Here is a 23,953-nt window from a genome sequence, read left to right as displayed (position 1 = left end):
CCGAGGCAAAACCACAGAAGCCCCAGCGCGGTTCGGCTGGGGCTTTTTGCTGCCCGATATCACCGACAAAAGGCCCTGTTTATAGCCCGGGCATTCGACCTTGGTCGTGGGACGAACCCTTTCTAAATCACTAGACTGGAGGCCTAGCTTTAGTAGCCCGAGATCGAGATAACAATCCATGTACCGTGATCGAATTCGCTTATCCTCCCTGCACAGCAAAGTAATGAGTGCGGCTGATGCCGCTGGCCTGATTCAGGACGGCATGACCGTCGGCATGAGCGGTTTCACCCGTGCCGGTGAAGCCAAAGCCGTTCCTCAAGCGCTGGCCGAACGCGCCAAGAATTCGCCGCTGAAGATCAGCCTGATGACCGGCGCCAGCCTGGGCAATGATCTCGACAAGCAGCTCACCGAAGCTGGCGTACTCGCTCGACGCATGCCGTTCCAAGTTGATAACACATTGCGCAAGGCCATCAACGAAGGCCAGGTGATGTTCATCGACCAACACCTGTCGGAAACGGTTGAGCAACTGCGTAACCAGCAGCTCAAGCTGCCAGACATCGCGGTTATCGAGGCCGTGGCGATCACCGAGCAAGGCCATATCGTTCCGACCACGTCCGTGGGTAACTCGGCCAGCTTCGCGATTTTCGCCAAACATGTAATCGTCGAGATCAACCTGGCGCACAATCCGAACCTGGAAGGTCTGCACGACATCTACATCCCGACCTATCGTCCAACCCGTACACCGATCCCGCTGGTTAAGGTTGACGACCGTATCGGTAGCACCGCGATCCCGATCGACCCGGCAAAAATTGTCGCCATCGTTATCACTGACAAGCCAGACTCCCCGTCCACGGTACTGCCGCCGGACAGCGAAACTCAGGGCATCGCCAACCACCTGATCAACTTCCTCAAGCAGGAAGTTGATGCCGGGCGCATGACCAACAAGCTTGGCCCGCTGCAGGCCGGTATCGGCAGCATCGCCAACGCAGTAATGTGCGGTCTGATCGACTCGCCGTTCGAAGACCTGACCATGTACTCCGAAGTACTGCAGGACTCGACCTTCGACCTGATCGACGCAGGCAAGTTGAACTTCGCGTCGGGCAGCTCGATCACCCTGTCGAGCCGCCGCAATGCCGACGTGTTTGGCCACCTGGAGAAGTACAAGGACAAGCTGGTACTGCGTCCACAGGAAATCTCCAACCACCCTGAAGTGGTTCGCCGCCTGGGCATCATCGGTATCAACACTGCACTGGAGTTCGACCTGTACGGCAACGTCAACTCGACTCACGTCTGTGGCACCCGCATGATGAACGGTATCGGTGGCTCCGGCGACTTCGCACGTAACGCCCACCTGGCGATCTTCGTGACCAAGTCCATTGCCAAAGGCGGCGCGATTTCCAGCGTTGTTCCAATGGTCAGCCACGTCGACCACACCGAGCATGACGTCGACATTCTGGTCACAGAGCAGGGTCTGGCCGACCTGCGCGGCCTCGCTCCACGTGAGCGCGCCCGCGTGATCATCGACAACTGTGTGCATCCGGACTACCGCGAAGCGCTGAATGACTACTTCACCCGCGCCTGCGAGCGCGGTGGTCATACCCCGCATATCCTGCGTGAAGCCCTGTCTTGGCACGAAAACCTGGAAGAAACCGGTCGCATGCTCGTCGGTTAATCCCTAGCGCAGCTGTTCAGTTGGTGCGGCGCAATGCACGCCAGCTGAACAGCTACAGCGCATTAATCAATCAAACTGTTCTACTGTACCGGTTATTTTCCGGGAATTTCCTCGCTTTTACCCCCTTTCCCAAAATCAATCGCACCATACCAGTGCAGACCGGTACAGTTGCGTCCATTTCGAGTGCAACAGTCCTCTAAAACAGTTAACTGGACCATCACAATCCATATGAACTGTATCTAGAGGAATCGACCGAAGAGGAGGATCATTGGCATCAGTTAAATCACTACCTAATGCCGCCATAAGCGGAAGGATGACATCATGGAACGTACCCTCAGTTCCGATCTGGTTTTTGAAAACAGCGCCGAAAAATCCAACGCTTCCTTGCCGCTGCGTTTGCTGTCGAACCTGTTGCTGTGGCAACGCCGTATCTCCAGCCGCCACCAGTTGGCTCGCCTGGATTCGCGCCTTCTGGCCGATGCTGGCATCAGCGAAGCACAACGCTACGAAGAGCTGAGCAAGCCTTTCTGGCGCTAATGCAGGGCTCGCCGGCCACGCCGGCACCTCGAATTAATCAAAACCCGTCGCAGGAGACTGCTGACGGGTTTTTTCGTTCTGAGGCCCGGGCTAGAGCGCCTGCAGCACAGATATGAACAGTTTTAAAAATATTAAAATCGACAGGTACAGTTTCATCTAGGCGTTCACGATACAGATACCGCGCAACGAAATGGCACGGTAACGGTCCTATTGTTAAGAACGCTGGCTCCCCCACGTACGCCTCGCAGGTTGCGTCGCCGTGATACGCTTAAACAGCTACCCCACACTGCTCTCTAAAGGAGATAGACCTCATGTTCCGTTCACGCATGCTTGGCACCGCGCTGATGCTGGCCCTGGCTTCGACAGCCAATGCAACCAGTTTCGTCGTCACCACCGATACCGTGGTTCGGGGCTTAGGGGCCTCCACCGACGCCACCTCCGATGTCACCTCATCCTTCCGTGACGATAAAATCGTTCGTGCTGCCCGTGACGACGCTGCCAGCTTCGTTGCCAGCCAAGGCGAAATCCGCGGTGTAAAACTGGAAAGCGCACTGGCGCATATCCGCCAACAAACACCGGCACTTCAAGCCAGCGACGCAGAGTTGGCACAAGCCATTCTGGCCATTTGATCGTGATTGGAGTCCGGCACAGTTATGCAACAACATGCAAAACAGCCGGACTCTTCAGGCTGGTTCAGACCGACGCATTGGGATAGCCTTTGCCGCCTGATTCACCAGCCCCTAGAGAACCATGCGTTATCCATTACTGCTGTTGCTTGCGTTGTGCTGGGCCGGCACCGTCCAAGCCCTTGACCTGACCACCCAGAGTCTCATCGCCAGCGGCTATGCCACCAGCAAGGTCACCTCGGCACCCTTCGACCGTAAATTGATACTGGCAGCCAAGGACGATGCGGCAGCATTCGTCGCCAGCGCCGGCATGTTGCGCGGTGCTCACCTGCAGGCTGCGCTGGACCGACTGCGTGAAACTCACCCCAAACTTCATGCCAGCGACCTTGAACTGGCGCAGGCAATTCTCGTCCAATGACCACACCTGTATTACCGGAGATGTTCCATGCGTAACCCGCTGATTGCCGCCACCCTCGGCCTAATGCTGATGGCCGACCTGGCCCAGGCACACACCCTGGTGGCCACCAGCAACATTATCGTTCGTGCATTTGGCCGCTCGATCGACTTCACCTCCGACACGACAACGTCTATCCGCGACGCCAAAGTAGTCCGCGAAGCCCATGACGATGCCGCCAGCTACGTCGCCAGCAACGGTGAAATCCGCGGTGCACAGCTCGAAGCAGCGTTCGATACCCTACGCCAGCGTGTTCCTGAGGCACGTGACGCCAGCGACCAAGCCCTGGCCGAAGCTATCCTGGCCCTGTGAACCCCATGCGTGCCTGGCTGCTGGGCTGCGCACTGACGCTGCTCGCTCCCCCCGTGTTAGCGGATCTGCAACTGGTCCTCGAACACGATGGCCTTGATCCGCAACAACAAAGGGCCAGCCAGGCATTGCTGGATGAGGCGCTGCAAGCGCTTCCACCACAGTTCAAATCCCGGCTGGATCGACGTATCGACGTCAGCTGGAGCACAAAGATGCCAGACGAGGCTTATGGGCAGGCCTCGCTGGTGTCCAGCCTCGAACTCAATCGTCGCTTGCTGCCAAGCCTTGTGGACGGCACCGCTGCGACTACGAAGACGGATCGACCACACGGCACGGTACGTCAGGAGCTGCTGGCGACCGTACTGCATGAACTGACCCATCTGTATGATCGTGCCCGCCTATGGCCCACAGCCGAGCGCAAAGAGATCCAGGCCTGTACCCGGTATGCGTCCAGCAAAGGCGAGGTTGGCCTTCCAGACGGCTGCCGCGGACAAACCAAACGCCGCTTTACCCTCAGCGATGACCCTCGTCTGCTGGACCTGGCCGGCTGGCCGCAGTACGTCGGCCGACGCGGAGAGCGCGAACAACACAATCGGCAAATCGCCCGCAGCCCAGATAGCTACGAGCTGAGCAGCCCGAAAGAATTCATTGCGGTCAACATGGAGTACTTTCTCCTTGACCCAAGCTATGCCTGTAGACGGCCCGCACTGCACGCCTACCTGCAAGCGCACTTTGACTGGGCCCCGGCACACCCGACCTGCCAACAGACATTACCGTTCCTGAATGCAGGAAACGATTTTGCCCGCCAACCGCTGGGCCAGATCGACCCGGAGCGGGTCTATGCGGTCGATTACCTGCTGGCCGAGGCCAACCAGAACTGGGTCAGCCGCTGGGGGCACAGCATGCTGCGCCTGGTAATCTGCGCCCCTGGCAGGCCACGTGGCCCTGACTGCCGGCTGGACCTCGACCAGCATCTGGTGCTGTCTTACCGGGCCTTCGTCAATGATGTGCAACTCTCCAGTTGGGGCGGCCTGACGGGTGCCTACCCCTCACGCTTGTTCATCCTGCCCTTGGGCCAGGTGATCGATGAGTACACCAAGACCGAACTGCGCAGCCTGGCTTCAGTACCGCTCAAGCTGGATCGACCCGAGCTGGAGAGCCTGGTGCGCCAGGCCGCGGAAATGCACTGGAGCTACGACGGCAACTACTATTTCCTTTCCAACAACTGTGCAGTCGAAACACTCAAACTGCTGCGCAGCGGCACGGGCAAGCAACAGCTGGCGGGACTGGACAGCATCATGCCCAATGGCTTGCTGGAAGTGCTCAACGGACGTGGCCTGGCGGATGTCAGCGTCCTCGACGATCCGCGTGAAGCCCTGCGCCTGGGCTACCGTTTCGACTCCTATCGAGACCGATATGAAGCCATGTTTCAGGTATTGAAGAAGCACCTGCCCGTTGCCCAGGACAGCGTTGAGACCTGGCTCGAACAACCCGCGCAACAGCGCCAGCAATGGTTCGACCGAGCGGACCTGCGCACCAGTGCCGCCCTGTTGCTGTTGGAGCAGGCGAGCCTGCGGCGCCAACTGCTGCTGGCTCAGGATGAGGTCAAGCAGCGCTATCTCAGCGGTCGCGCATTAAATGATGCGAGTGTGGCCAAAGCGAACGGCACGTTGCAGCAGATACTTGCCAACAGTGGCTTTCTCAGTCGCCCGGCCGAGTTGATCGACAGCAAGGGTTATGGTGTGCCACAGGCAACCGAACGCCAACAACTGGAACAGACCAGCGGCCAGCGCCAGCAACAGCTGCAACACCTTACCGCAGCCCTCGATAAAGAGGTCAGGGCGTTGCTCGAGCCGTCACGCGCCGCCGAGATTGCAGCGGTTGAAGCCAACATCGATCAGATTGGCAAACACCTGCGCGAGCTACACAAGGCTGCCGGCGGCTTACAGCTTCCCTGAGGGCGGCGCAGAGCCCCAGCATGGCGGGCACCTTCATGGCGGGCACCTTCATGGCCCATGGGTCATTCAGCCCACGCCGTTGGTCGTCTTTCAGCCCGCGAAAGCTGGCTGAAAGCTTTCGCTTTTAGCATCAGCCCACCACCGGCATTAGACCGGTCAGCCGGTGTACCTGAGATTCAGCGTACATCAGGCCAATTTAACAACAACAATGGTGATTCTGATGTCCTTCTACGCCCGCCTTGCGACTCCACGCCCGCCGAAAGTCCGAACGCTGCTGACCGCACGCTGATTCGTCCGACTCGATTTTCCCACGACGCGCCACGCCTGGAGTACTCCCATGCTGACCTTCCTCGGCTTTGCCATGGTCATCACCTTCATGTACCTGATCATGACCAAACGCCTGTCGGCGTTGATTGCATTGATTCTGGTTCCAATCCTGTTCGCACTGTTTGGAGGCTTCTCCAGCAAAATCGGCCCGATGATGCTGGAAGGCATCAGCAAACTCGCGCCAACCGGCGTCATGCTGATGTTCGCCATTCTCTACTTCGCCCTGATGATCGACTCTGGCCTGTTCGACCCGGCCGTACGCAAGATCCTCAAGCTGGTCAAAGGCGACCCACTGAAAGTATCCGTCGGCACCGCCGCGCTGGCCTTGGTTGTTTCACTCGATGGTGACGGTGCCACCACTTACATGATCTGTGTTGCCGCAATGCTGCCGCTGTACAGCCGTCTGGGCATGAACCCACGAATCATGGCTGGCCTGATCATCCTGGCGGGCGGGGTCATGAACATGACGCCATGGGGTGGCCCAACGGCCCGTGCTGCCAGTGCATTGCACGTAGACCCTTCGGATATTTTCGTGCCCATGATCCCGGCCATGCTGTTCGGCGTCTTGGCGATCCTCGCCATCGCCTACCTGTATGGCAAGCGCGAACGGGCTCGCCTCGGTGAACTGCACTTGCCGGGGGACGAGATCGATCACAGCGAGATCAGTGTTTCGCAATTCCCAGATGCACGTCGGCCCAAGCTGCTTTGGTTCAACGGGGCCCTGACCTTTGCCCTGATGGTCGCCCTGATCGCCGGCATACTGCCGTTGCCGGTGTTGTTCATGATCGCGTTCAGTATTGCCATGGTGGTCAATTACCCATGCCTGCAACAACAGAAAGAGCGTGTCGCCGCACATGCCGGCAGCGTGCTGGCCGTGGTCGGGCTGATTTTTGCGGCAGGTATTTTCACCGGTATTCTCTCTGGCACCGGTATGGTTGAAGCCATGTCAAAGAGCCTGCTGGCCGTGATCCCGGAGACCATGGGCCCTTACCTGGCGGTGATCACAGCAGTCGTTAGCATGCCATTCACCTTTTTCATGTCCAACGACGCCTTCTATTACGGCGTACTGCCGGTACTGTCGGAGGCTGCCAGCCACTACGGTATCTCGCCGGTGGAGATGGCCCGCGCGTCGATCGTCGGGCAGCCCGTACACCTGCTAAGCCCACTGGTACCCTCAACGTACCTGCTGGTTGCACTGGCCGGCATCGAATTTGGCGACCACCAGCGCTTCACCTTGAAATGGGCAGTACTGGTTTGCCTGTGCATAATGTTGGCTGCGCTGCTGATGGGAATTTTCCCACTGTTCAGCAACCTTTAAGACTACAGATCCAACCACTGCGATCACGCTCTTTGCCCGGGTGCATCGCATTCAACGATTGAAGGAATACACATGGAATGGCTGACCAACCCAGAGATCTGGGTTGCCTTTTTTACTCTGACGGCCCTTGAGATCGTTCTCGGCATCGACAACATCATCATGATCTCGATCCTGGTCAGCCGCATGCCCAAACACATGCAGCCACGTACCCGGATCTTCGGTCTGGCACTGGCCATGGTTACTCGGATCATGTTGCTGCTGTCGATCACCTGGGTCATGCGCCTGACCAATGATTTGTTCGAAGTATTCGGGCAAGGGATCTCTGGACGCGACCTGATTCTGTTCTTCGGTGGCCTGTTCCTGCTCTGGAAAAGCTCTCAGGAGATCTTCCACGGCCTGGAAGGCGAGGATGAAACACACGAAGAACCTGCTGGCAAAGGTGGCCAGTTCCTCTACACCATCATCCAGATCGCGATCATCGACATTGTCTTCTCTCTGGATTCGGTGATTACAGCCGTCGGCATGGTTTCCCATGTGCCGGTAATGATCGCCGCAATCATTGTCGCCGTGCTGGTGATGATGCTCTGCGCTGGCGCCATCAGCGAATTTATCGACAAGCACCCATCACTGAAGATGTTGGCGCTGTCGTTCCTGATCGTGGTGGGTACCGTGCTGATCGCCGAGTCGTTCGATGTGCATGTACCAAAAGGCTATGTCTACTTCGCCATGGCGTTCTCGCTGGCGGTAGAAGCCATCAACATCCGTATGCGTACGGCGATAGCAAAAAAGAAACAGCAACAGAACGATCCCGTGAAACTTCGCAAGGACATTCCGGGTCAGTAATCCTGGTGCGGTTATGAAAGGGCCCCACGCGGGCCCTTTTTCATGCTCCAGCCTGAGGGTTTAGTTTCAAGCCTGTGCAGGCTATGCGATGCTGGCGCCAGGGCTTCTAGCCGACTAACGCTTAAGTGAGTACTGGAAAAGAACCGCCTGCAACCAGGCCAGGCTCACGGCATCATCCACTTGCCTCCTTTGGGGCACATTCAACAGGGGGCCTTTTCACATGCTGACCCTGCTCAATTTGCTGTCGGCCGTGGCCTTGCTGATTTGGGGCACACACATCGTGCGTACCGGCATTCTGCGCGTGTACGGCTCCAACCTGCGCCGGGTGCTGAGCCAGAACATGGCCAGACGCCCGTTAGCTTTCATTGCCGGTATTCTGGTCACCGCCCTGGTGCAAAGCAGCAACGCCACGGCCATGCTGGTGACATCATTCGTTGGGCAAGGCCTGATGACACTGACCCCGGCACTGGCGATCATGCTGGGTGCCGACGTCGGCACAGCCCTGATGGCCCGCGTACTGACATTCGACCTGTCCTGGCTGTCACCCCTGCTGATCTTTCTTGGCGTGATTTTCTTCCTGTCGCGCAAACAGACCCGAGCCGGCCAGTTGGGACGCGTCGGCATTGGCCTTGGGCTGATCATCCTGGCCCTTCAACTGATTGTCGAAGCAGCGGCGCCAATCACTCATGCCCAAGGCGTAAAGGTGCTGTTTGCCTCGCTGACCGGCGATATCTTGCTCGACGCTCTGGTCGGGGCCCTGTTTGCCCTGGTGTCTTACTCCAGCCTGGCGGCCGTACTGTTGACGGCAACCCTGGCGGGTGCAGAACTGATCAGCCTGCCTGTCGCCATCGGCCTGGTGATTGGCGCCAACATCGGCAGTGGCCTGCTGGCCTTTCTCAGCACCAGTATGCAGAACGCTGCAGGTCGCCAGGTTGCTCTGGGCAGCCTGCTGTACAAGCTGATCGGGCTGCTTCTGATCATTCCAGCATTAGGCCCGCTGGTGAAATGGATGGACAGTCTGAATTTCAGTCCTCAGGAACTGGTGATCGGTTTCCACCTGCTCTACAACAGCGTGCGGTGCCTGTTGATGCTGCCGACTGTGAAGCCCATGGCAAGCGTGTGTAGCTGGCTGTTGCCACTTCGCGAGGAAACTAACGGCCAAGCCCAGCCCCGTCACCTGGACCCCACCGCACTCGCCACCCCCAGCCTGGCACTGGCCAACGCGGTACGCGAAACCCTGCGCATGGGTGATCTGGTCGACAGCATGCTTGATGCCATGCTCGGCGTTCTGCGCGGTACCCAAACGGCAATGACCCAACAGATGCGCAGCCTGGGCGAAGATGTTGAGGGGCTCTACAACGCCATCAAACTGTACCTGGCGCAAATGCCCCGCGAAGACCTGGGCGAACAAGACAGTCGACGCTGGGCGGAAATCATCGAATTGGCAATCAACCTCAAGCTGGCCAGCGATCTGATCGAGCGCATGCTGCGCAAGGTGCAGCAACAAAAGACCTCGCTGCGCCGTGAGTTTTCCGAGGTTGGCCTGGAAGAATTGACGGGGCTACACACTCAGTTGCTGGCCAACTTGCGCTTGGGCCTGTCGGTGTTTCTCAGCGCCGACCCGGAAAGTGCACGCCAGTTGTTACGGGAAAAACGTCGATTCCGCGCCCAGGAGCGCCGCCTCGCACACGCCCATGTCAGCCGACTGCAACGTAAAGTGGTGCAAAGTATCGAAACCAGTTCGTTGCACCTGGAACTGATCGCCGACATGAAGCGCCTGAACTCGCTGTTCTGCAGTAGTGCCTATGTGGTATTGGGTGGCTCAGACACTGATGCCCTGTTGATCGATAGCGTACCTGACGACGCCCATTCGCCTTGAACGATCCAAGAACTCCCGCAAGGAAGCTCGCCATGCGTTGCCTGTTGTTTGTTTGCCTACTGTTGGGTTGCATGCCCAGTTTCGCCCTTGATCGCTCCCAGGTAGAAGGTTACCTGCTGCCCAATGGCCTGCAGGTCATACTCAAGCCGGGTTATGAACGCGACCATGTGTCGATCCGCCTGGTCGTGGGCGTCGGCTTCGACGATTTCCCATGCGACCGCCGGGAACTGCCGCACCTGCTGGAACACCTGTTGTTCAGCGGTATCGACGACAGCGGCGAGGGTGGTCTTGAGGAACGCATGCAAGCGCTTGGTGGCGAGTGGAATGCTTACACCAGCAGCACCGACACGACTTTCGTAATCGAAGCGCCGGCCCGCAATCAACGCAAGGTCCTTGATCTGTTGCTGGCGATTCTCAGCCAGACTCAGCTCGACGAGAATGCACTTGAACTGTCGAAAAAAATCGTCGAACGCGAAGATGGCGGGCATTACTCGCACCTGCAACGCTGGCTCGACCGTCAGGACCTCGGCCACGGTCCCAGCGAACAATTGGCAGTTGAACTGGGGCTTACCTGCGCTGAGCGCTCCGCTATAGACGACCTGACACTGGAAGAGGTCGATGACGTGCGTGCGCACTGGTATGCGCCCAACAACATGACCCTGATCATGGTCGGTGGCCTCGACCGCCTGCTGCCGGCCTATCTGGAACGGACCTATGGCCAGCTCGACCCGGTCGACCCGGTCGACCCCAGCGAGCGACGGGGCCTGGAGACCGTTGTACACAAGGCCGAAGCAAAGCGCGTGCTGACCAGCGGGTGGCTCGGTAACAGCGCCAAACTGCACTGGATGTTCCTTGAGCCAGTACTTGAGGGTGACAGCGAGCAGACGTTCAACCTGCTACAACGCTACCTGGACTGGGCGCTGTACAGCGAACTACGCCTCAAACACAGCCTGTCCTATGGACCCTTCAGCCAGCGTGAAATGCTCGGCAATAGCAGTGTAATGAGCCTGAATGCCGACCTTGATCGCGAGAGCGTCGATGAAGCAGAGGTGCTGCTCCAAAAATTGATCGAGCGACTGCGTCAGAATGGGCTGGATCCTGCAACGTTTGAACGCATCAAACAGGCAGCCATCGACCGTGAAGCCTGGACCACTCAGGGTAATGCAGCCTTGGCCGACTACTACTGGAGTGCATTGAGCGCTTATGCCGATGGGCGCTTTGCAGACCCGGTAAGCAAGTTGCGCCAGGTCAGCCTAGAGGATACCAACCAGGCCATGCGCCAACTGTTTGCCGACCCTGGGTACCTGCGCATTGAAAAGCCGGCGTTGGGTTACGAAAGCATTTACCGCCTGTTGGCCGGGTTGCTCGGGCTGATCCTGCTGGCTGGGTTTGTCTGGCATAAACGCCGCCGCGGCCAATAGGCGCGACAAAGGCCCTCTCAAGGGGGATGACAACAAGCCATTACGGATAAACAGCGTTATCCTGTGCGGGTTTTTACCTGACTTCAGCGAATACCCGCATGCCTCACGTCATCCAGCGCCTGATCGAACTGTTCAAGCGCTACCCAGGGGTTATTGCCCTTGGCGGTTTCATTTCCGGTATTGCCAGTTTCATTCTGGTCGACCGCCAAGCAGGCCTGGCCAGCTGGATTGCCATTCTGATGCTGGTCAGCTGGGTCTGGCTGATGCTGGAGAACACCTTCACCCAGCTGTTCGCCAAGGTCTTCAAGCGCGAAATTCCGCAGCCACTGCTGCGCTATGCCACGCAGATGATCCACCAGGAAAGCCTGTTCTTCGTACTGCCGTTCTTTTTCATCACCACAACCTGGAACAGCGGCCAACTGGTATTCACCGGGCTACTGACCGCAGCCGGGCTGATTTCGATCATTGATCCGTTGTACTACAAGTGGCTGGCGCCACGGCGCTCACTGTTTCTTGCTCTGCACACCCTGACCTTGTTCGCGGCGCTGCTTACTGCGCTGCCCATCATCCTGCACCTCACCACAGCACAGAGCTTCAAGCTGGCACTGGGTGCGGCCATGCTGCTGTCGTTCCCCAGCCTGGCCAGCAGTTTTCCGATCAACCACTGGCGCCGCGCGGTCATGCTGGTAGCCGTGACCCTGGCCGTAGGTGGCAGCGGTTGGCTACTGCGCTCGTGGGTGCCGCCTGCCACGCTATGGCTGAACGATGTCGCGATAAGCACCGAGGTGCAAAACCGCACCCCCGGCGCCAGCCTCAAGCAAGTGAGTGCCAGTCAGATCCGCAGCAGCGGTCTGTATGCCTACACAGCGATCAATGCCCCACGGGGCTTGAATGAGCGGATCTACCATGTCTGGCAGTTCAACGGCAACGAGGTCGACCGCATCGCGCTGGACATTCATGGCGGGCGCAAGGAAGGCTACCGCGCCTGGACCCACAAGCAGAACTTCCCGAGCAACCCCATCGGGCGCTGGCAGGTGAGGGTGTTGACCGAAGATGGTCAGGTCATCGGCGTGCTGCGCTTCCGGGTAGTTGACGACGGTCAAGCGAGCACCGCTCAGTAGCGCTATGCTCTGAGGCTGCGCATTGGAGCGCCTCTCGGATCACATGGAGCTTATGACCAGTACTGCCAATGCCACCTTGGACACCACCAGCAGCCCAGCTTGTCTGCGGATCACGGGTGACTGGACGCTGGCCAACTACGCCAGCCTGAAGCAGCACACTGCAAGCCTGGCAGGGCAGTACGACAGCACAACGCGGATCGAGCTTGATCAACTCGGCAAGCTGGACACCGCAGGTGCCGCACTACTGGTCGAGTTGCTGGGCACCCAGCGCCTGGCCCAACTGACCGAAACCGCCACACACTTGCCAGCGGCCAACCGCGCCCTGCTGAAAACGGTCTACTGCTCGCTGCAAGACTACTGCATACCGGTGAAAACACCCGAGCGGAACGTGCTGGTGCAACTGCTTGAACGCATCGGTCGTGCCGTCGATACCCTCAAACAAGATACCCTGCACCTGCTCGGGTTCGTTGGCCTTATTCTCGCCACCTTCGGACGCCTGCTTTTACAGCCAAAACGCTGGCGGCTCACCTCGGTGGTCGCACACATTGAGCAAACCGGCCTTAACGCCGCGCCGATCGTCGCACTGTTGACCTTTCTGGTTGGCGCCGTGGTGGCCTTTCTTGGGGCAACAGTGCTGGTCAAGTTCGGCGCCAGCATTTTTACCGTCGACCTGGTGGCGTTCTCTTTCCTGCGAGAGTTCGGTGTGTTGTTGACCGCCATCCTGATGGCGGGGCGTACCGCGAGTGCGTTCACTGCTCAGATTGGCTCGATGAAGGCCAACGAAGAAATCGATGCCATTCGCACGCTGGGGCTGGACCCCATCGAGATTCTGGTCATCCCACGGGTGTTGGCCTTGTTGATCGCACTGCCACTACTCACTTTTCTTGCAATGCTCTGCGGCATCGTCGGCGGCGGGCTGGTTTGCGCCTTGTCCCTGGACATCTCGCCGGCCATGTTCCTTTCGATGATGCAAAACGACATCGATGCAAGACACTTTCTGGTCGGGTTGGCCAAGGCCCCGTTTTTTGCCTTCCTGATCGCTGCAATTGGTTGCCTGGAAGGCCTCAAGGTCTCCGGCAGTGCGGAATCGGTAGGTGCGCACACAACCTCCAGTGTGGTTCAGTCGATCTTTGTCGTCATTGTGCTCGATGCCATTGCGGCCCTGTTCTACATGGAGATGGGCTGGTGAGTACGCCACCACGCGAAACCGTGATTGAAGCCCGAGGCCTGTGCAATCGCTTTGGCAGCCAGAGCGTGCATGAACACCTCGACCTCGATTTGTATCGTGGTGAAATCCTTGCGGTGGTCGGTGGCTCAGGCAGTGGCAAATCCGTCCTGCTGCGCAGCATCATCGGCCTGCGGCGTCCCGACGAAGGCGATGTACGGGTATTCGGGCAGCACCTGAACCAGTTGGACGAAGCGCAGCGCTCCCAGGTCGAACGACGGTTTGGCGTACTGTTCCAGAAAGGGGCCTTGTTCTCCTCGCTGACGGTCACTGAGAACGTCGCCTTGCCGCTGATCGAACATGCCGGCCTGTGCCGCGCAGATGCCGAACAGCTCGCGGGCGTCAAGCTGGCTCTGGCCGGGCTGCCCTTGTCGGCCGCAGACAAGTACCCGGCCTCTCTTTCTGGCGGCATGATCAAACGCGCAGCGCTGGCACGGGCACTGGCCCTGGACCCCGATATCCTTTTTCTCGACGAACCTACCGCAGGGCTCGACCCTATTGGCGCGGCGGCCTTCGACCAATTGATCCTGACCTTGCGTGACGCCTTGGGCTTGAGCGTGTTTCTGATCACTCACGACCTGGACACCCTCTACACCATCACCGATCGCGTCGCGGTGCTGGCACAGAAAAAAGTACTGGTTGCCGCGCCAATCGCTCAAGTTGCCGATACCGAGGACGCCTGGGTTCAAGACTACTTCCATGGCCCCCGTGGCCGTGCGGCCTACCAGGCCGCCACAGCGCTCAAGGAGGATTGAGATGGAAACCCGTGCACACCATGTATTGATCGGGCTGGTCACCGTGCTGGTCGTGGCTGGCGCCATGCTGTTCGGCCTGTGGCTGGCCAAATCCAGTGTCGATAACACCTTCAAGGACTATGAAGTGGTGTTCAACGAGACCGTTTCCGGCTTGTCCAAAGGCAGTTCGGTGCAATACAGCGGGATCAAGGTTGGCGATGTCATCAACCTGCGCCTCGACCCAAAGGATCCTCGCCGTGTACTGGCTCGCATCCGGCTGAGCGCCGACACACCGATCAAGGAAGACACCCAGGCCAAGCTGGCCCTGACCGGTATCACCGGTACCTCGATCATCCAGCTCAGTGGCGGTACGCCACAGAGCCCAGCATTGGAAGGGGTAGGGCACAAACTCCCGGTGATCATTGCCTCGCCATCACCGATTGCACGTCTTATGAGCAACAGCAATGACCTGATGAGCAGCATCAACCAACTGCTGCACAATGCTAACCAGCTGTTCTCCGAAGAGAACGCTGCACGGTTGAGCAATACCTTGGCGCATCTGGAGCAAACCACCGGCTCGGTTGCCGAGCAGCGCGACGACATTCGCCTCGCCATCCAGCAATTGGCACAGGTAAGCAAGCAGGCCAGCGCCACGCTGGAACAAACCAGCCAACTGATGCGCAACGCCAATGGCCTGCTCAGCAGCCAGGGCACACAAATCGTCGGTAATGCCCAACAGGCAATGCAGTCGCTGGCCAGCAGTACCACAACCCTCAACGCCATGCTCAACGACAATCGCGAAGCCATCAATGAGGGGGCGCAGGGCCTGCATGAACTGGCACCAGCCATTCGAGAACTGCGAGACACCCTGACCGCGTTGAAGGCAATCTCCCGGCGCCTGGAAGCCAACCCCAGTGGCTATCTGTTGGGCCGTGACAAAAACAAGGAGTTCGAGCCATGAAGCGTAACCGCCTGGTACTGGCATTAGCGCTAAGCCTGAGCAGTGCCTGCTCGATTCTGCCCCAGGCCGACCCATCCGATGTCTACCGCCTGCCGACCCACCAGGTCCAGCACGGCACCAGCGACGTTGCGCCACTAGACTGGTCGCTGCGTCTGAACAAACCGCTCACCAGTGAAGTGCTGAACAGCCCGCGTATTGCCGTGGTGCCTCAAGGTGATCTGATCAGCAGCTACAAGGGCGCCCGCTGGAGTGACCCGGCGCCCACGTTGCTGCGCAACCGCATGCTCGATGCTTTCCAGCGCGATGGTCGGGTACAGCGGCTCAGCGCTGACGATAGCAACCTGCAAGCCGACTACGAGCTGGCCGGCGAGCTGCAATCGTTCCAGAGCGAGTATGGCGCGCAGGGCCTCAACGTAGTGATCCGTTTTGATGCGCGCCTGGTACAAGGGCGCACCCAGCGAATTTTGGCCAGCCAACGCTTCGAGGTGCGTCAACCGCTAAGCGATAAACAGATACCCGCTGTCGTCGAAGGCTTTGGCCAGGCCAGCGACCGGCTGATGGAGCAACTGGTTGATTGGACCGTGCGCCAAGCCGCACAAGCTCAGGCAAAGAACCAGTAGCAGACGCCAATGGCCGCCAGCACGCCGGCCAATTCGGCGAGCAGCGCACAGCCCACAGCATGTCGGGCCCGCTGGATACCCACTGCGCCAAAATACACGGCCAGTACATAGAATGTGGTTTCGGTGCTGCCCTGAACCGTGGCAGCCACCAACGCAGGGAAACTGTCTACCCCATGGCTTTGCATGGTCTCGATCAACATCGCGCGGGCAGCACTGCCAGAGAATGGCTTGACCAGCGCGGTCGGCAACGCATCGACAAAGCGGGTATCCCAGCCAAACCAGTCAACCGCATAGCGAATACCGTCCAGACCGAACTCAAGGGCTCCAGAGGCACGCAACACGCCAACGGCGCAGAGCATTGCCACCAGATAGGGCAACAGGCTCTTGGCGACGTCAAACCCTTCTTTGGCGCCCTCAACGAAGGTTTCATACACCTTGACCCGCTTGAACGCGCCAATCAGCAAAAAGAGCATGATCAGTCCGAACAGGGTCAAGTTGCCCATGATTGACGAGAGGGTCGCCAGGGCTGTAGCCGAAAGCCCAGCCAGCAGCGCCATGAACCCACCGAGCAGCAGCGCGCCAGGCACCAGGTAGGCCAGGACCACCGGGTCCCATAGCCGCAGGCGTTGCATGACCGCCACAGAAAGCAGGCCGACCAGCGTTGATGCACTGGTCGCCAGCAGGATCGGCAGGAACACCAGCGTCGGGTCCAGCGCCCCCTGCTGTGCGCGGTACATGAAGATGGTGACGGGCAACAACGTCAGCGAAGAGGCGTTGAGTACCAAAAAGAGAATCTGCGCATTACTGGCGGTAGTTGAGCTGGGATTGAGCTCCTGTAGCGCCCGCATGGCCTTGAGCCCGATCGGCGTGGCTGCGTTATCCAGGCCCAAGCCGTTGGCGGCAAAGTTCAGGGTGATCAAACCCAATGCCGGGTGGCCGGGGGGAACCTCCGGCATCAGGCGCTGGAACAATGGGCCTAGTACTTTGGCCAGCCATTCGACCACACCGGCTTTCTCGGCAATTTTCAGAAAGCCCAGCCAGAGGGTGAGGGTACCAAACAGCAACACCATGACCTCGACCGACAATTTGGCCATGGCAAAGATGCTCTCGACCATGGCGGCAAAGATCCCGGCGTTGCCGCCCACTAACCATTGCGCCAGCGCCGACACGGCAGCGACCACGAAAAATCCAAGCCAGAGGCCGTTGAGCATCAGTTATTCCCCCACACAGTGGGCCGAATGATAGCGGGCCAGGCTGGGGGCACGCCAGAAAAGCAAAAGCCCCGACACGTCGGGGCTTTTAATCAGATCATGCAGCGGCTTACTTGGTCGCCACTTTACCGGCAGGTACTGCTTCCTTGCTGCGCCAGTGCGGCAGCGAGTTCCAGTAGCGCTGGCCTTTGGCATCGTCGTACATGCCTTCCCAGCGAGCGATAACCAGTACTGCCAGAGCGTTGCCGATCACGTTCAGCGCGGTACGGGCCATGTCCATGATGCGGTCTACACCGGCGATGAAAGCCAAGCCTTCCAGCGGAATACCGACACTGCCCAAGGTGGCCAGCAGTACCACGAAAGACACGCCTGGAACGCCAGCAATACCTTTGGAGGTGACCATCAAGGTCAGTACCAGCAGCAGCTGCTGGCTGATCGAAAGGTCGATGCCGTAGAGCTGAGCGATGAAAATCGCAGCAATGCTCTGGTACAAGGTCGAACCGTCGAGGTTGAACGAGTAGCCAGTCGGGACGACAAAGCTGCAGATGGCCTTCGGTGCACCGTAGGCTTCCATCTTCTCGATTACGCGTGGCAATACCGTTTCAGAGCTGGCAGTGGAGTACGCCAGAACCAGCTCATCCTTGAAAATGCGCATCAGCTTCAGGATCGAAAAGCCGAACAAGCGGGCGATCAGGCCCAGCACCATGAAGCCGAAGAAGGCAATCGCGAAGTAAACCAGCAGTACCAGCTTGGCCAGCGGCAGCAGCGAAGCAAAGCCGAAGTTGGCAACAGTGACCGCGATCAGCGCGAACACACCGATTGGCGCGTAGTTCATGATCATGTGAGTGACCTTGAACATGGCTTCGGACACGCCCTGGAAGGTTTTCACCAACGGGTCGCGGATATCCGCCTGCAAGCTCGAAAGGCCCAGGCCGAAGAGCACGGAGAAGAAAATGATCGGCAGCATTTCACCGCGCATCAGCGCTGCGAAAATGTTCGACGGAATCAGGTTGAGGATCGTCTCGATGAACGCGTGCTCATGCTGCACTTCAGCAGCGGTTGCCTGGTACTTGGAGATATCCACCGTACCCAGCGTGCTCATGTCGATGCCGGCGCCTGGGTGGAACAGGTTGGCCAACAGCAGGCCGACCACGATCGCGATGGTGGTGACCACCTCGAAGTAGATGATGGTTTTCAGGCCAATACTGCCCAGTTTTTTCGCATCGCCAACCCCGGCGATACCCACGACCAGTGAAGAGATCACGATCGGGATAACAATCATCTTGATCAGGCGAATGAAGATGTCACCAGCTGGCTGCAGAACGTTACTGATCCACCATGCCTTTTCTGCACTGAAATGATTCAGTACTGCACCGATTGCAATCCCGAGAATCAAACCGATGAGGATCTGCCAAGCGAGGCTTAGTTTTGCCTTCTTCATGTCGTTACCCTTTCTTCAAGTGGTCACGGGCATTGCGCTGAAAACCCCGACCTAGAGCTATTTAAAGCCTTCAAGAGTCGATTGATCGCAGCAGGCAATAGCGCCGTAGAAGGTCACCGCAGGCGAGCGAAAGAACGCTCGGGTCAGCGAAAAAAGGCGCAACTATTCCGACGCGAGAGGGTAACGTCTAATGCCGTAAACGATTACCCTATGCCGAATCGGCATGATGATTAAGGCTAAAAACGAACGTCTGAAAGGGTTGAAATAGAGGCGTTCGGAATTCCGAAGATGGCCAAAGCGCCATATTTAGGCCAATTAAGCCATATCCGCTTGGGTGACAAATGCCGTTGTTCGACAATCCGAATGCGTGAAACGCCCCAAATTTGTCGGAGGGGTCAGCTAAAAAAATATCGATGTACGGTCAACAAGACACACACTTCGACATCCGCTGTAGGAAACAACCCAAAACAGCCGGCGTGATGCCCATTACCTCTGCAGGCATTTCGGATATCCACTCAGTACCCGGGCCAACACTGAAACGTACAGAACCCTAAACAGAGCGCCTGACCGGCTTCGTCATCCACGTCGACCGAAAAACAGGGACACAGCGAACAGCACAAGGAAAATGATGAAGAGGATCTTGGCGATGCCGGTCGCTGCACCCGCGATACCACCGAAGCCCAGTACAGCAGCGACAATGGCGATAATCAGGAAAGTAATAGCCCAACTCAACATGATGATTCTCCGTCGTATATTGGAGTAGGTTCAGGCCTCATCATCGATCCGTCGCGGCCCCCTGCGCCGACCTCGGGTCACCAACTCGGCAAATTGCCTGGCGCTGAGGGGGTGCGCAAACAGCCAACCCTGTCCGTAGTTCACACCCTCGCTGTTCAGCAACAGCGCCTGATCCTCATACTCGATACCTTCGGCGATAACCCGCAACTGCAAGGCATGCGCCATGCGAATGATATGCGGCGCAACCCCGCTACTGGCGGCATCGTGGCCCAGAGCATCGATGAACGCCTTGTCGATCTTCAGGCAGTCGACCGGCAGTGTCTGCAGGTAGGCCAGGCTGCAGTAGCCCGTGCCAAAATCATCGATCAACACTTGGTGACCAACCGAGCGCAGTGCTTGCAGGTTATCCCGTGCGACTACCACATCAATCAGCCCGCGCTCTGTCACCTCGAAAGCGATCTGGCTGGCCGCGACGCGGTGCAGTGCCAGTAAACGAGCAGCCACACGACCAATGCGTGGCACCATCACATCGCACGCTGCCAGGTTAATCGAGATGTACAACTGAGGGTTGGCGCGCAACAACTGCCCCAACTGCTCCAGCACGCGCTGCAACACAAAGTCGGTGATCTGGCGAATTTGGCCGGTGTTTTCCGCCAACGGAATGAACAGGTCCGGACTGGTCAACGTGCCATCGGGATGGCGCCACCGTACCAGCGCCTCGGCCCCCACGCATCGTCGGCTGTTGAGTTCGAGAATTGGCTGATAGAGCACCTGCAACTCACCTCGCCGCAACGCCCCCTGCAGTTCCGAACTCATTGATTGGCGTTGACGTACCAGCTGCAGTACCAACCAGCCGATGCACCAGGCCAGCAGCAGGCTACCTGGGAACAACAACCAGATGACGCCATTCATTTTCAGCGGCAGGCTGGTTTTGGGGGTAATCAGCACCAGTTGATAGTCCGGAGACTTGGTCGGCATCCGATAGACCAGATGATCGGGCAACTCCAGCATGGCGTTTGCAACGTCGAGTGCCCCATCAGAGGAGGGTGGCCATGCCTGCGCCGGCCCCAACACGGGTACTGCGCGCATGCCGTTGTCGAGCACCACCAACAGGCTGCCGCCTGGTGGCAGATCAACAACATCGCTCAGGTGCCCACGAGAAGTCGAGATACGGAAATGCCCACGCCCCAGCATCAATGCCGCCAGGTTATCGTTCGGTTCGGCACTGGTGTTCAACCAATAGCTGTAGGTCGGCCCCTGAATGTCCGGGGGCCGTACAGGTTCTGTGCTGTGCTCGCCCAAGCGGTTGGAGCAGCGGGTGTCTCCATCTATATAGGCGGCTTCAAAGACAAAGCGATTGTTGAAGCCCACCTGCTGCAAGGCTGCCAACATCTGCGGAGTGCACCCTCGCAGCGGTTGAGCCTGAAGATGATCCACACCTTCACGCAGCTGACTGAAGATCTGCTCCAGCCGCTCCAGAAAGCGCTCCCCCTTGGCATTCATCTGCTCGCTTTCACTTTGCTGAATCTGGTGCATGGCCACACCAAGGCTGGCACTCAGCAACAGGATCGCACTGGCCGAGGCCGCAAGCGCGGCCAGTAGCCAGGGGCGAAGGAACAGGCTGCGCAGCGTGGCGAAGGCAGATGACATCAGGCGATATCCCATTGAATACCACAAGGTATAGCAACTGCCTGACGAATCAGCCTGCCCGTTGGGCGGCGCCTATCAGCGGGAGCGGTTGAGCACCTGCAAGATTGCCGCCGTCTGCGCATCGGGCACGCCATCAAAACGTTGCGGGCGGAAGCGCATCTGGAAGGCAGCCAACACGTGCCGGGTACTGACATCATTGACCCCGGTTTGCTCGATGGCATAGCCGAAACGTGCCAGTTGCTGCTGGTACCAGGCGATACTCGGCGGGCTCACATCGAAACGGGCACGCTGCTGTGCAACGGCAGCGGCATCAGGCCACACACCAACACCGGCATCGGCCAGGCGCTTCCAGGGAAACAGAGGGCCTGGGTCGAGTTTGCGTGATGGCGCTATATCGCTATGCCCAATGATATGCCGTGGGTCGATGTTATTGCGTTTGACGATGTCCTTGAGCAACAGGATCAGCGCCTGTATTTGCGCCTCGGAGTAGGGGTGCCAGACACGTCCAGACGGTGTATCGGTAAAACCTGGGTTTACGATCTCAATGCCAATAGAGCTCGAGTTGAGCCAGGTACGCCCCTGCCATTGGCTGTCACCGGCGTGCCAGGCACGGCGGTTCTCGTCTACCAGTTGGTAGATGGTCGCTGGTTTATCACCGATCAGGTAGTGGCTGCTGACTTCACCATGGGTCAACAACGCCAGTGAACGCTCCAGCGAAGCGTTGGTGTAGTGCAGGACAACAAACTGGATACGACTGTCCTGGTTGACGGATGGGTGGCTTCGGTCAATCTGGAGGGTGTTTGCACAACCGGCCAGAGACAGAAGCAGCAGGGCGCAGAAGAAGGCTTTCATGGCAAGAGGGCACATCTATGGGTATCAGTAATGCAATAGCATAACGTACCCTCTCTAGCGATGGCGCAAACGGTGATAACTATATAGTGCTCATCCTTGTTCGACGCGGTTACGGCCTTGGTGCTTGGCGCGATACAACGCCTCGTCGGCGCGCTTGAGGGCGATGTCGCTGCGCTCCCCATCACGTAGCGCAGTGACACCTATCGAGAGGGTGATCGTTACCCGCTCGCCCTTGAAGTGGAATGGGCAGGCCTCGACCGCCGCCCGCAGGATTTCGGCCTGCTGGCATCCACTGACCAGATTGCTCTGCGGCATCAACAGCACAAACTCCTCACCACCAAACCGGGCGATAAAGTCACGGCCGCGCAAGCGCTTGCGCAGTTCGTTGGCGACGATCTTTAGCACCTTGTCGCCCGCGAGGTGCCCGTAGTTGTCATTGATCCTTTTGAAATGGTCCAGATCAAGCATCGCGACCAACAGGTGGCCACCCTGTGCCTGCCAAGCCTGCATCTCGCGCTCCAGATGCTCGGACCAGGCCGCACGGTTTGGCAGGCCGGTCAGTGGGTCGATCAAGGCCTTCTGCCGCTGCTCTTCCAGGTGCTCACGATAACCTTGGGCTTCCTGCTCCATATGCGTAACCCGTTCAGCCAAGCCACGCAAACGCTCGGCCATTTCCTGCTCACGCTGATCGCGCTGCTGCTGGTGTATGTCAATCGTTCCCAGCAATCCTTCCAGGCGGTTATCCAGAATGTGTTTGAGGCTTTCCAGATCCGCAGCCCCCTGCACGCTGCTTTGAAGGCCATCAACCTGTTCACGCAACTGGCTATCCAGATCGCGGGCAGCTGTCCGGCTATCGGCATGCCCGTCACTGGCTTCCTGCAGATGACTCTGGAAAGACTCAAGACGCTCATTGACCTGCTGCAGATAGGCTTCAAACTCATGCTGGCCACTGCTGGTGATAGCCAGCATGAGCACGACCAGATCGTCCAGGACCGGCAACAGCTCATACCAGTTCAGGCCATGCTGCAGGCGCTCGCGCATGGATTGCGCTTGGGCCTTGTGCCGCTCAGGAAGCGTCAGATCATCCAGCAAGCCCAGCAGGGTCTCTTCAATATGACTGGCGACCGAACTGTAGCTAGGCTCGGTGTTTTCGGGCAGTGCGTACGCCTCTTCGGCGGGCGTGGCCTGATCCTCCGGGATATCGGCAGCGAGCGGTGGAGCATCGGCCTCGGTCTCCGGTGCTTCAGGACGCTCAGGTACAGATGCTGGCTCCGCTGCCAATGCCTCAAGCGGCGCAGCGACTGGAGGAGGGGGCACCTGCACAGGCTCGGCGGCCGCGGGTTCGACCTGCACGGACGTCACCGCCTCGCTGGCCGCCTCGACAGCGGGCTCAGGCAGCGGATGCAGCTCATCTGCATCGACCTCGGCAGGCGATGCAATAGGCGCTGATTCAACAACAGCGGCCTCCACCTCAACGGCCGCAGAGGCTGTGCTGGCAACCGTTGTCGGTACTGCGGGCGCCTCTGATGCCGCTTCGCGGTTACCGAACAACCGCTGCAAAAAACCTGGGCGGCCGGCTTCTTCTGGCTTGTCCAGCGCAGCAATCGCCTGGCCTTGCAAGCTACTCAGCTCGCCCAGCAGCAAAGGCATCTCACGAGGCTGACTCGCGCGAGCATCCAGTTGTTTGGCAAATTTTTTCAGTGGCCGAGTGACCTCACTCGGCAACGGCAATGCTTGTAACTGGCTCACTAATGCCGCCAGCGCTGTGCCGATCTGTGCCGTTCGGGTTTCCCGACGCTGCTCGGAGTCCAATACGGCTTTTTCCAACCGCGGAATCAAGCCTGCCAGTGCAGCGTCCATATTGTCGGTGCGGATGACGTCGCGCATCTCTTTCATGCACTTATCAACAGCCAGATCGCTGCCTTCGGCCGCCAATGTGCTGCGTACCAAGCCTCGACGCAGAAGGTCAAGGCGAGCTTCCCAGCGGCGCTCGAGCTTTTCTTGTTGCTCAATACTCTTGAGGTATTTTTCTTTCCAGCGCTGGGCTTCTTCGGTCATG

21 protein-coding genes are annotated in these 23,953 nt (G+C 58.6%); 15 read left to right on the top strand and 6 right to left on the bottom strand.

What is annotated here, in order from left to right; all coding sequences use genetic code 11:
* Nucleotides 1-178 precede the first annotated feature (178 nt).
* From UIA24_RS07595 to UIA24_RS07525, 15 genes are all read left to right on the top strand, one after another.
* Nucleotides 179-1,672: an acetyl-CoA hydrolase/transferase family protein gene (locus UIA24_RS07595; RefSeq protein ID WP_065761290.1), complete on the top strand. Its 1,494-nt coding sequence runs from the start codon at nt 179-181 to the stop codon at nt 1,670-1,672.
* Between the two features lie 321 nt (nt 1,673-1,993).
* On the top strand, nt 1,994-2,209 hold the full coding sequence (locus tag UIA24_RS07590) for a DUF1127 domain-containing protein (protein WP_065761291.1): 216 nt from the start codon (nt 1,994-1,996) through the stop codon (nt 2,207-2,209).
* Nucleotides 2,210-2,520: 311 nt separating this feature from the next.
* On the top strand, nt 2,521-2,838 hold the full coding sequence (locus UIA24_RS07585) for a DUF2388 domain-containing protein (RefSeq protein WP_099773251.1): 318 nt from the start codon (nt 2,521-2,523) through the stop codon (nt 2,836-2,838).
* Between the two features lie 121 nt (nt 2,839-2,959).
* A complete protein-coding gene (locus UIA24_RS07580) occupies nt 2,960-3,253 on the top strand; it encodes a DUF2388 domain-containing protein (RefSeq protein ID WP_330522524.1) in 294 nt (97 codons plus the stop codon).
* Nucleotides 3,254-3,280: 27 nt separating this feature from the next.
* Complete coding sequence (locus tag UIA24_RS07575; protein ID WP_065761294.1) at nt 3,281-3,601, top strand: DUF2388 domain-containing protein; 321 nt, start codon at nt 3,281-3,283, stop codon at nt 3,599-3,601.
* Nucleotides 3,598-5,556 (top strand): DUF7844 domain-containing protein, encoded by a 1,959-nt coding sequence (locus tag UIA24_RS07570; protein ID WP_330522523.1) that lies wholly within the window; start codon nt 3,598-3,600, stop codon nt 5,554-5,556. The genes UIA24_RS07575 and UIA24_RS07570 overlap by 4 nt, the downstream gene beginning before the upstream one ends.
* Nucleotides 5,557-5,893: 337 nt before the next feature.
* On the top strand, nt 5,894-7,201 hold the full coding sequence (locus UIA24_RS07565) for a CitMHS family transporter (protein WP_330522522.1): 1,308 nt from the start codon (nt 5,894-5,896) through the stop codon (nt 7,199-7,201).
* Nucleotides 7,202-7,273: 72 nt separating this feature from the next.
* The gene (locus UIA24_RS07560) at nt 7,274-8,044 is read left to right on the top strand and encodes a TerC family protein (protein ID WP_065761297.1); all 771 of its coding nucleotides are present in this window, start codon (nt 7,274-7,276) and stop codon (nt 8,042-8,044) included.
* Between the two features lie 220 nt (nt 8,045-8,264).
* Nucleotides 8,265-9,923, top strand: a complete 1,659-nt coding sequence (locus tag UIA24_RS07555; RefSeq protein WP_330522521.1) for a Na/Pi cotransporter family protein — start codon at nt 8,265-8,267, stop codon at nt 9,921-9,923.
* A 32-nt stretch (nt 9,924-9,955) separates the two neighbouring features.
* The gene (locus UIA24_RS07550) at nt 9,956-11,344 is read left to right on the top strand and encodes a M16 family metallopeptidase (protein WP_330522520.1); all 1,389 of its coding nucleotides are present in this window, start codon (nt 9,956-9,958) and stop codon (nt 11,342-11,344) included.
* Between the two features lie 98 nt (nt 11,345-11,442).
* Nucleotides 11,443-12,465: a DUF5924 family protein gene (locus UIA24_RS07545; protein ID WP_102052975.1), complete on the top strand. Its 1,023-nt coding sequence runs from the start codon at nt 11,443-11,445 to the stop codon at nt 12,463-12,465.
* A 43-nt stretch (nt 12,466-12,508) separates the two neighbouring features.
* Complete coding sequence (locus UIA24_RS07540; RefSeq protein WP_330522519.1) at nt 12,509-13,654, top strand: ABC transporter permease; 1,146 nt, start codon at nt 12,509-12,511, stop codon at nt 13,652-13,654.
* Nucleotides 13,651-14,445 (top strand): ABC transporter ATP-binding protein, encoded by a 795-nt coding sequence (locus tag UIA24_RS07535; protein ID WP_065761302.1) that lies wholly within the window; start codon nt 13,651-13,653, stop codon nt 14,443-14,445. The genes UIA24_RS07540 and UIA24_RS07535 overlap by 4 nt, the downstream gene beginning before the upstream one ends.
* A gap of 1 nt (nt 14,446) precedes the next feature.
* A complete protein-coding gene (locus UIA24_RS07530; RefSeq protein ID WP_102052977.1) occupies nt 14,447-15,385 on the top strand; it encodes an MlaD family protein in 939 nt (312 codons plus the stop codon).
* Nucleotides 15,382-16,005 carry an ABC-type transport auxiliary lipoprotein family protein gene (locus tag UIA24_RS07525; protein ID WP_330522518.1) on the top strand — a complete coding sequence of 208 codons (624 nt, stop codon included), beginning with the start codon at nt 15,382-15,384 and terminating at the stop codon, nt 16,003-16,005. Before UIA24_RS07530 ends, UIA24_RS07525 begins: the two co-directional genes overlap by 4 nt.
* Here the strand turns inward: UIA24_RS07525 and UIA24_RS07520 are convergent.
* The 6 genes from UIA24_RS07520 to UIA24_RS07495 form a co-directional block, all read right to left on the bottom strand.
* On the bottom strand, nt 15,987-17,216 hold the full coding sequence (locus tag UIA24_RS07520; protein ID WP_330522517.1) for a nucleoside recognition domain-containing protein: 1,230 nt from the start codon (nt 17,214-17,216) through the stop codon (nt 15,987-15,989). The genes UIA24_RS07525 and UIA24_RS07520 overlap by 19 nt on opposite strands.
* Before the next feature lie 109 nt (nt 17,217-17,325).
* Nucleotides 17,326-18,657, bottom strand: coding sequence for a glutamate/aspartate:proton symporter GltP (gene gltP / locus UIA24_RS07515; protein ID WP_102052980.1), 1,332 nt, complete (start codon nt 18,655-18,657; stop codon nt 17,326-17,328).
* 576 nt (nt 18,658-19,233) lie between these two features.
* Nucleotides 19,234-19,392, bottom strand: a complete 159-nt coding sequence (locus tag UIA24_RS07510) for a DUF1328 domain-containing protein (protein WP_065759052.1) — start codon at nt 19,390-19,392, stop codon at nt 19,234-19,236.
* A gap of 30 nt (nt 19,393-19,422) precedes the next feature.
* Entirely contained in the window at nt 19,423-21,042 is a 1,620-nt protein-coding gene (locus UIA24_RS07505; RefSeq protein WP_102052982.1) for an EAL domain-containing protein, read from the bottom strand.
* Between the two features lie 75 nt (nt 21,043-21,117).
* The gene (locus tag UIA24_RS07500; RefSeq protein WP_065759054.1) at nt 21,118-21,894 is read right to left on the bottom strand and encodes an N-acetylmuramoyl-L-alanine amidase; all 777 of its coding nucleotides are present in this window, start codon (nt 21,892-21,894) and stop codon (nt 21,118-21,120) included.
* A 90-nt stretch (nt 21,895-21,984) separates the two neighbouring features.
* Entirely contained in the window at nt 21,985-23,952 is a 1,968-nt protein-coding gene (locus tag UIA24_RS07495) for a diguanylate cyclase (protein WP_330522516.1), read from the bottom strand.
* Nucleotide 23,953: the final 1 nt, after the last annotated feature.

This window comes from Pseudomonas sp. AL 58 (genome assembly GCF_036348395.1).
In the GTDB taxonomy this organism is placed as follows: domain Bacteria; phylum Pseudomonadota; class Gammaproteobacteria; order Pseudomonadales; family Pseudomonadaceae; genus Aquipseudomonas; species Aquipseudomonas defluvii.
The sequence above is the reverse complement of the archived record's forward strand: the minus strand, read 5'-3'. Positions and strand labels throughout refer to the sequence as shown.

Bases quoted from the DNA above. Each gene is read 5' to 3' on its own strand.
- UIA24_RS07560 (WP_065761297.1), top strand. From the start codon at position 7,274: ATGGAATGGCTGACCAACCCAGAGATCTGGGTTGCCTTTTTTACTCTG.
- gltP (WP_102052980.1), bottom strand. From the start codon at position 18,657: ATGAAGAAGGCAAAACTAAGCCTCGCTTGGCAGATCCTCATCGGTTTG.
- UIA24_RS07520 (WP_330522517.1), bottom strand. From the start codon at position 17,216: ATGCTCAACGGCCTCTGGCTTGGATTTTTCGTGGTCGCTGCCGTGTCG.
- UIA24_RS07525 (WP_330522518.1), top strand. From the start codon at position 15,382: ATGAAGCGTAACCGCCTGGTACTGGCATTAGCGCTAAGCCTGAGCAGT.
- UIA24_RS07580 (WP_330522524.1), top strand. From the start codon at position 2,960: ATGCGTTATCCATTACTGCTGTTGCTTGCGTTGTGCTGGGCCGGCACC.
- UIA24_RS07590 (WP_065761291.1), top strand. From the start codon at position 1,994: ATGGAACGTACCCTCAGTTCCGATCTGGTTTTTGAAAACAGCGCCGAA.
- UIA24_RS07510 (WP_065759052.1), bottom strand. From the start codon at position 19,392: ATGTTGAGTTGGGCTATTACTTTCCTGATTATCGCCATTGTCGCTGCT.
- UIA24_RS07500 (WP_065759054.1), bottom strand. From the start codon at position 21,894: ATGAAAGCCTTCTTCTGCGCCCTGCTGCTTCTGTCTCTGGCCGGTTGT.
- UIA24_RS07495 (WP_330522516.1), bottom strand. From the start codon at position 23,952: ATGACCGAAGAAGCCCAGCGCTGGAAAGAAAAATACCTCAAGAGTATT.
- UIA24_RS07530 (WP_102052977.1), top strand. From the start codon at position 14,447: ATGGAAACCCGTGCACACCATGTATTGATCGGGCTGGTCACCGTGCTG.
- UIA24_RS07595 (WP_065761290.1), top strand. From the start codon at position 179: ATGTACCGTGATCGAATTCGCTTATCCTCCCTGCACAGCAAAGTAATG.
- UIA24_RS07575 (WP_065761294.1), top strand. From the start codon at position 3,281: ATGCGTAACCCGCTGATTGCCGCCACCCTCGGCCTAATGCTGATGGCC.
- UIA24_RS07505 (WP_102052982.1), bottom strand. From the start codon at position 21,042: ATGTCATCTGCCTTCGCCACGCTGCGCAGCCTGTTCCTTCGCCCCTGG.
- UIA24_RS07550 (WP_330522520.1), top strand. From the start codon at position 9,956: ATGCGTTGCCTGTTGTTTGTTTGCCTACTGTTGGGTTGCATGCCCAGT.
- UIA24_RS07555 (WP_330522521.1), top strand. From the start codon at position 8,265: ATGCTGACCCTGCTCAATTTGCTGTCGGCCGTGGCCTTGCTGATTTGG.
- UIA24_RS07565 (WP_330522522.1), top strand. From the start codon at position 5,894: ATGCTGACCTTCCTCGGCTTTGCCATGGTCATCACCTTCATGTACCTG.
- UIA24_RS07540 (WP_330522519.1), top strand. From the start codon at position 12,509: ATGGAGCTTATGACCAGTACTGCCAATGCCACCTTGGACACCACCAGC.
- UIA24_RS07545 (WP_102052975.1), top strand. From the start codon at position 11,443: ATGCCTCACGTCATCCAGCGCCTGATCGAACTGTTCAAGCGCTACCCA.
- UIA24_RS07585 (WP_099773251.1), top strand. From the start codon at position 2,521: ATGTTCCGTTCACGCATGCTTGGCACCGCGCTGATGCTGGCCCTGGCT.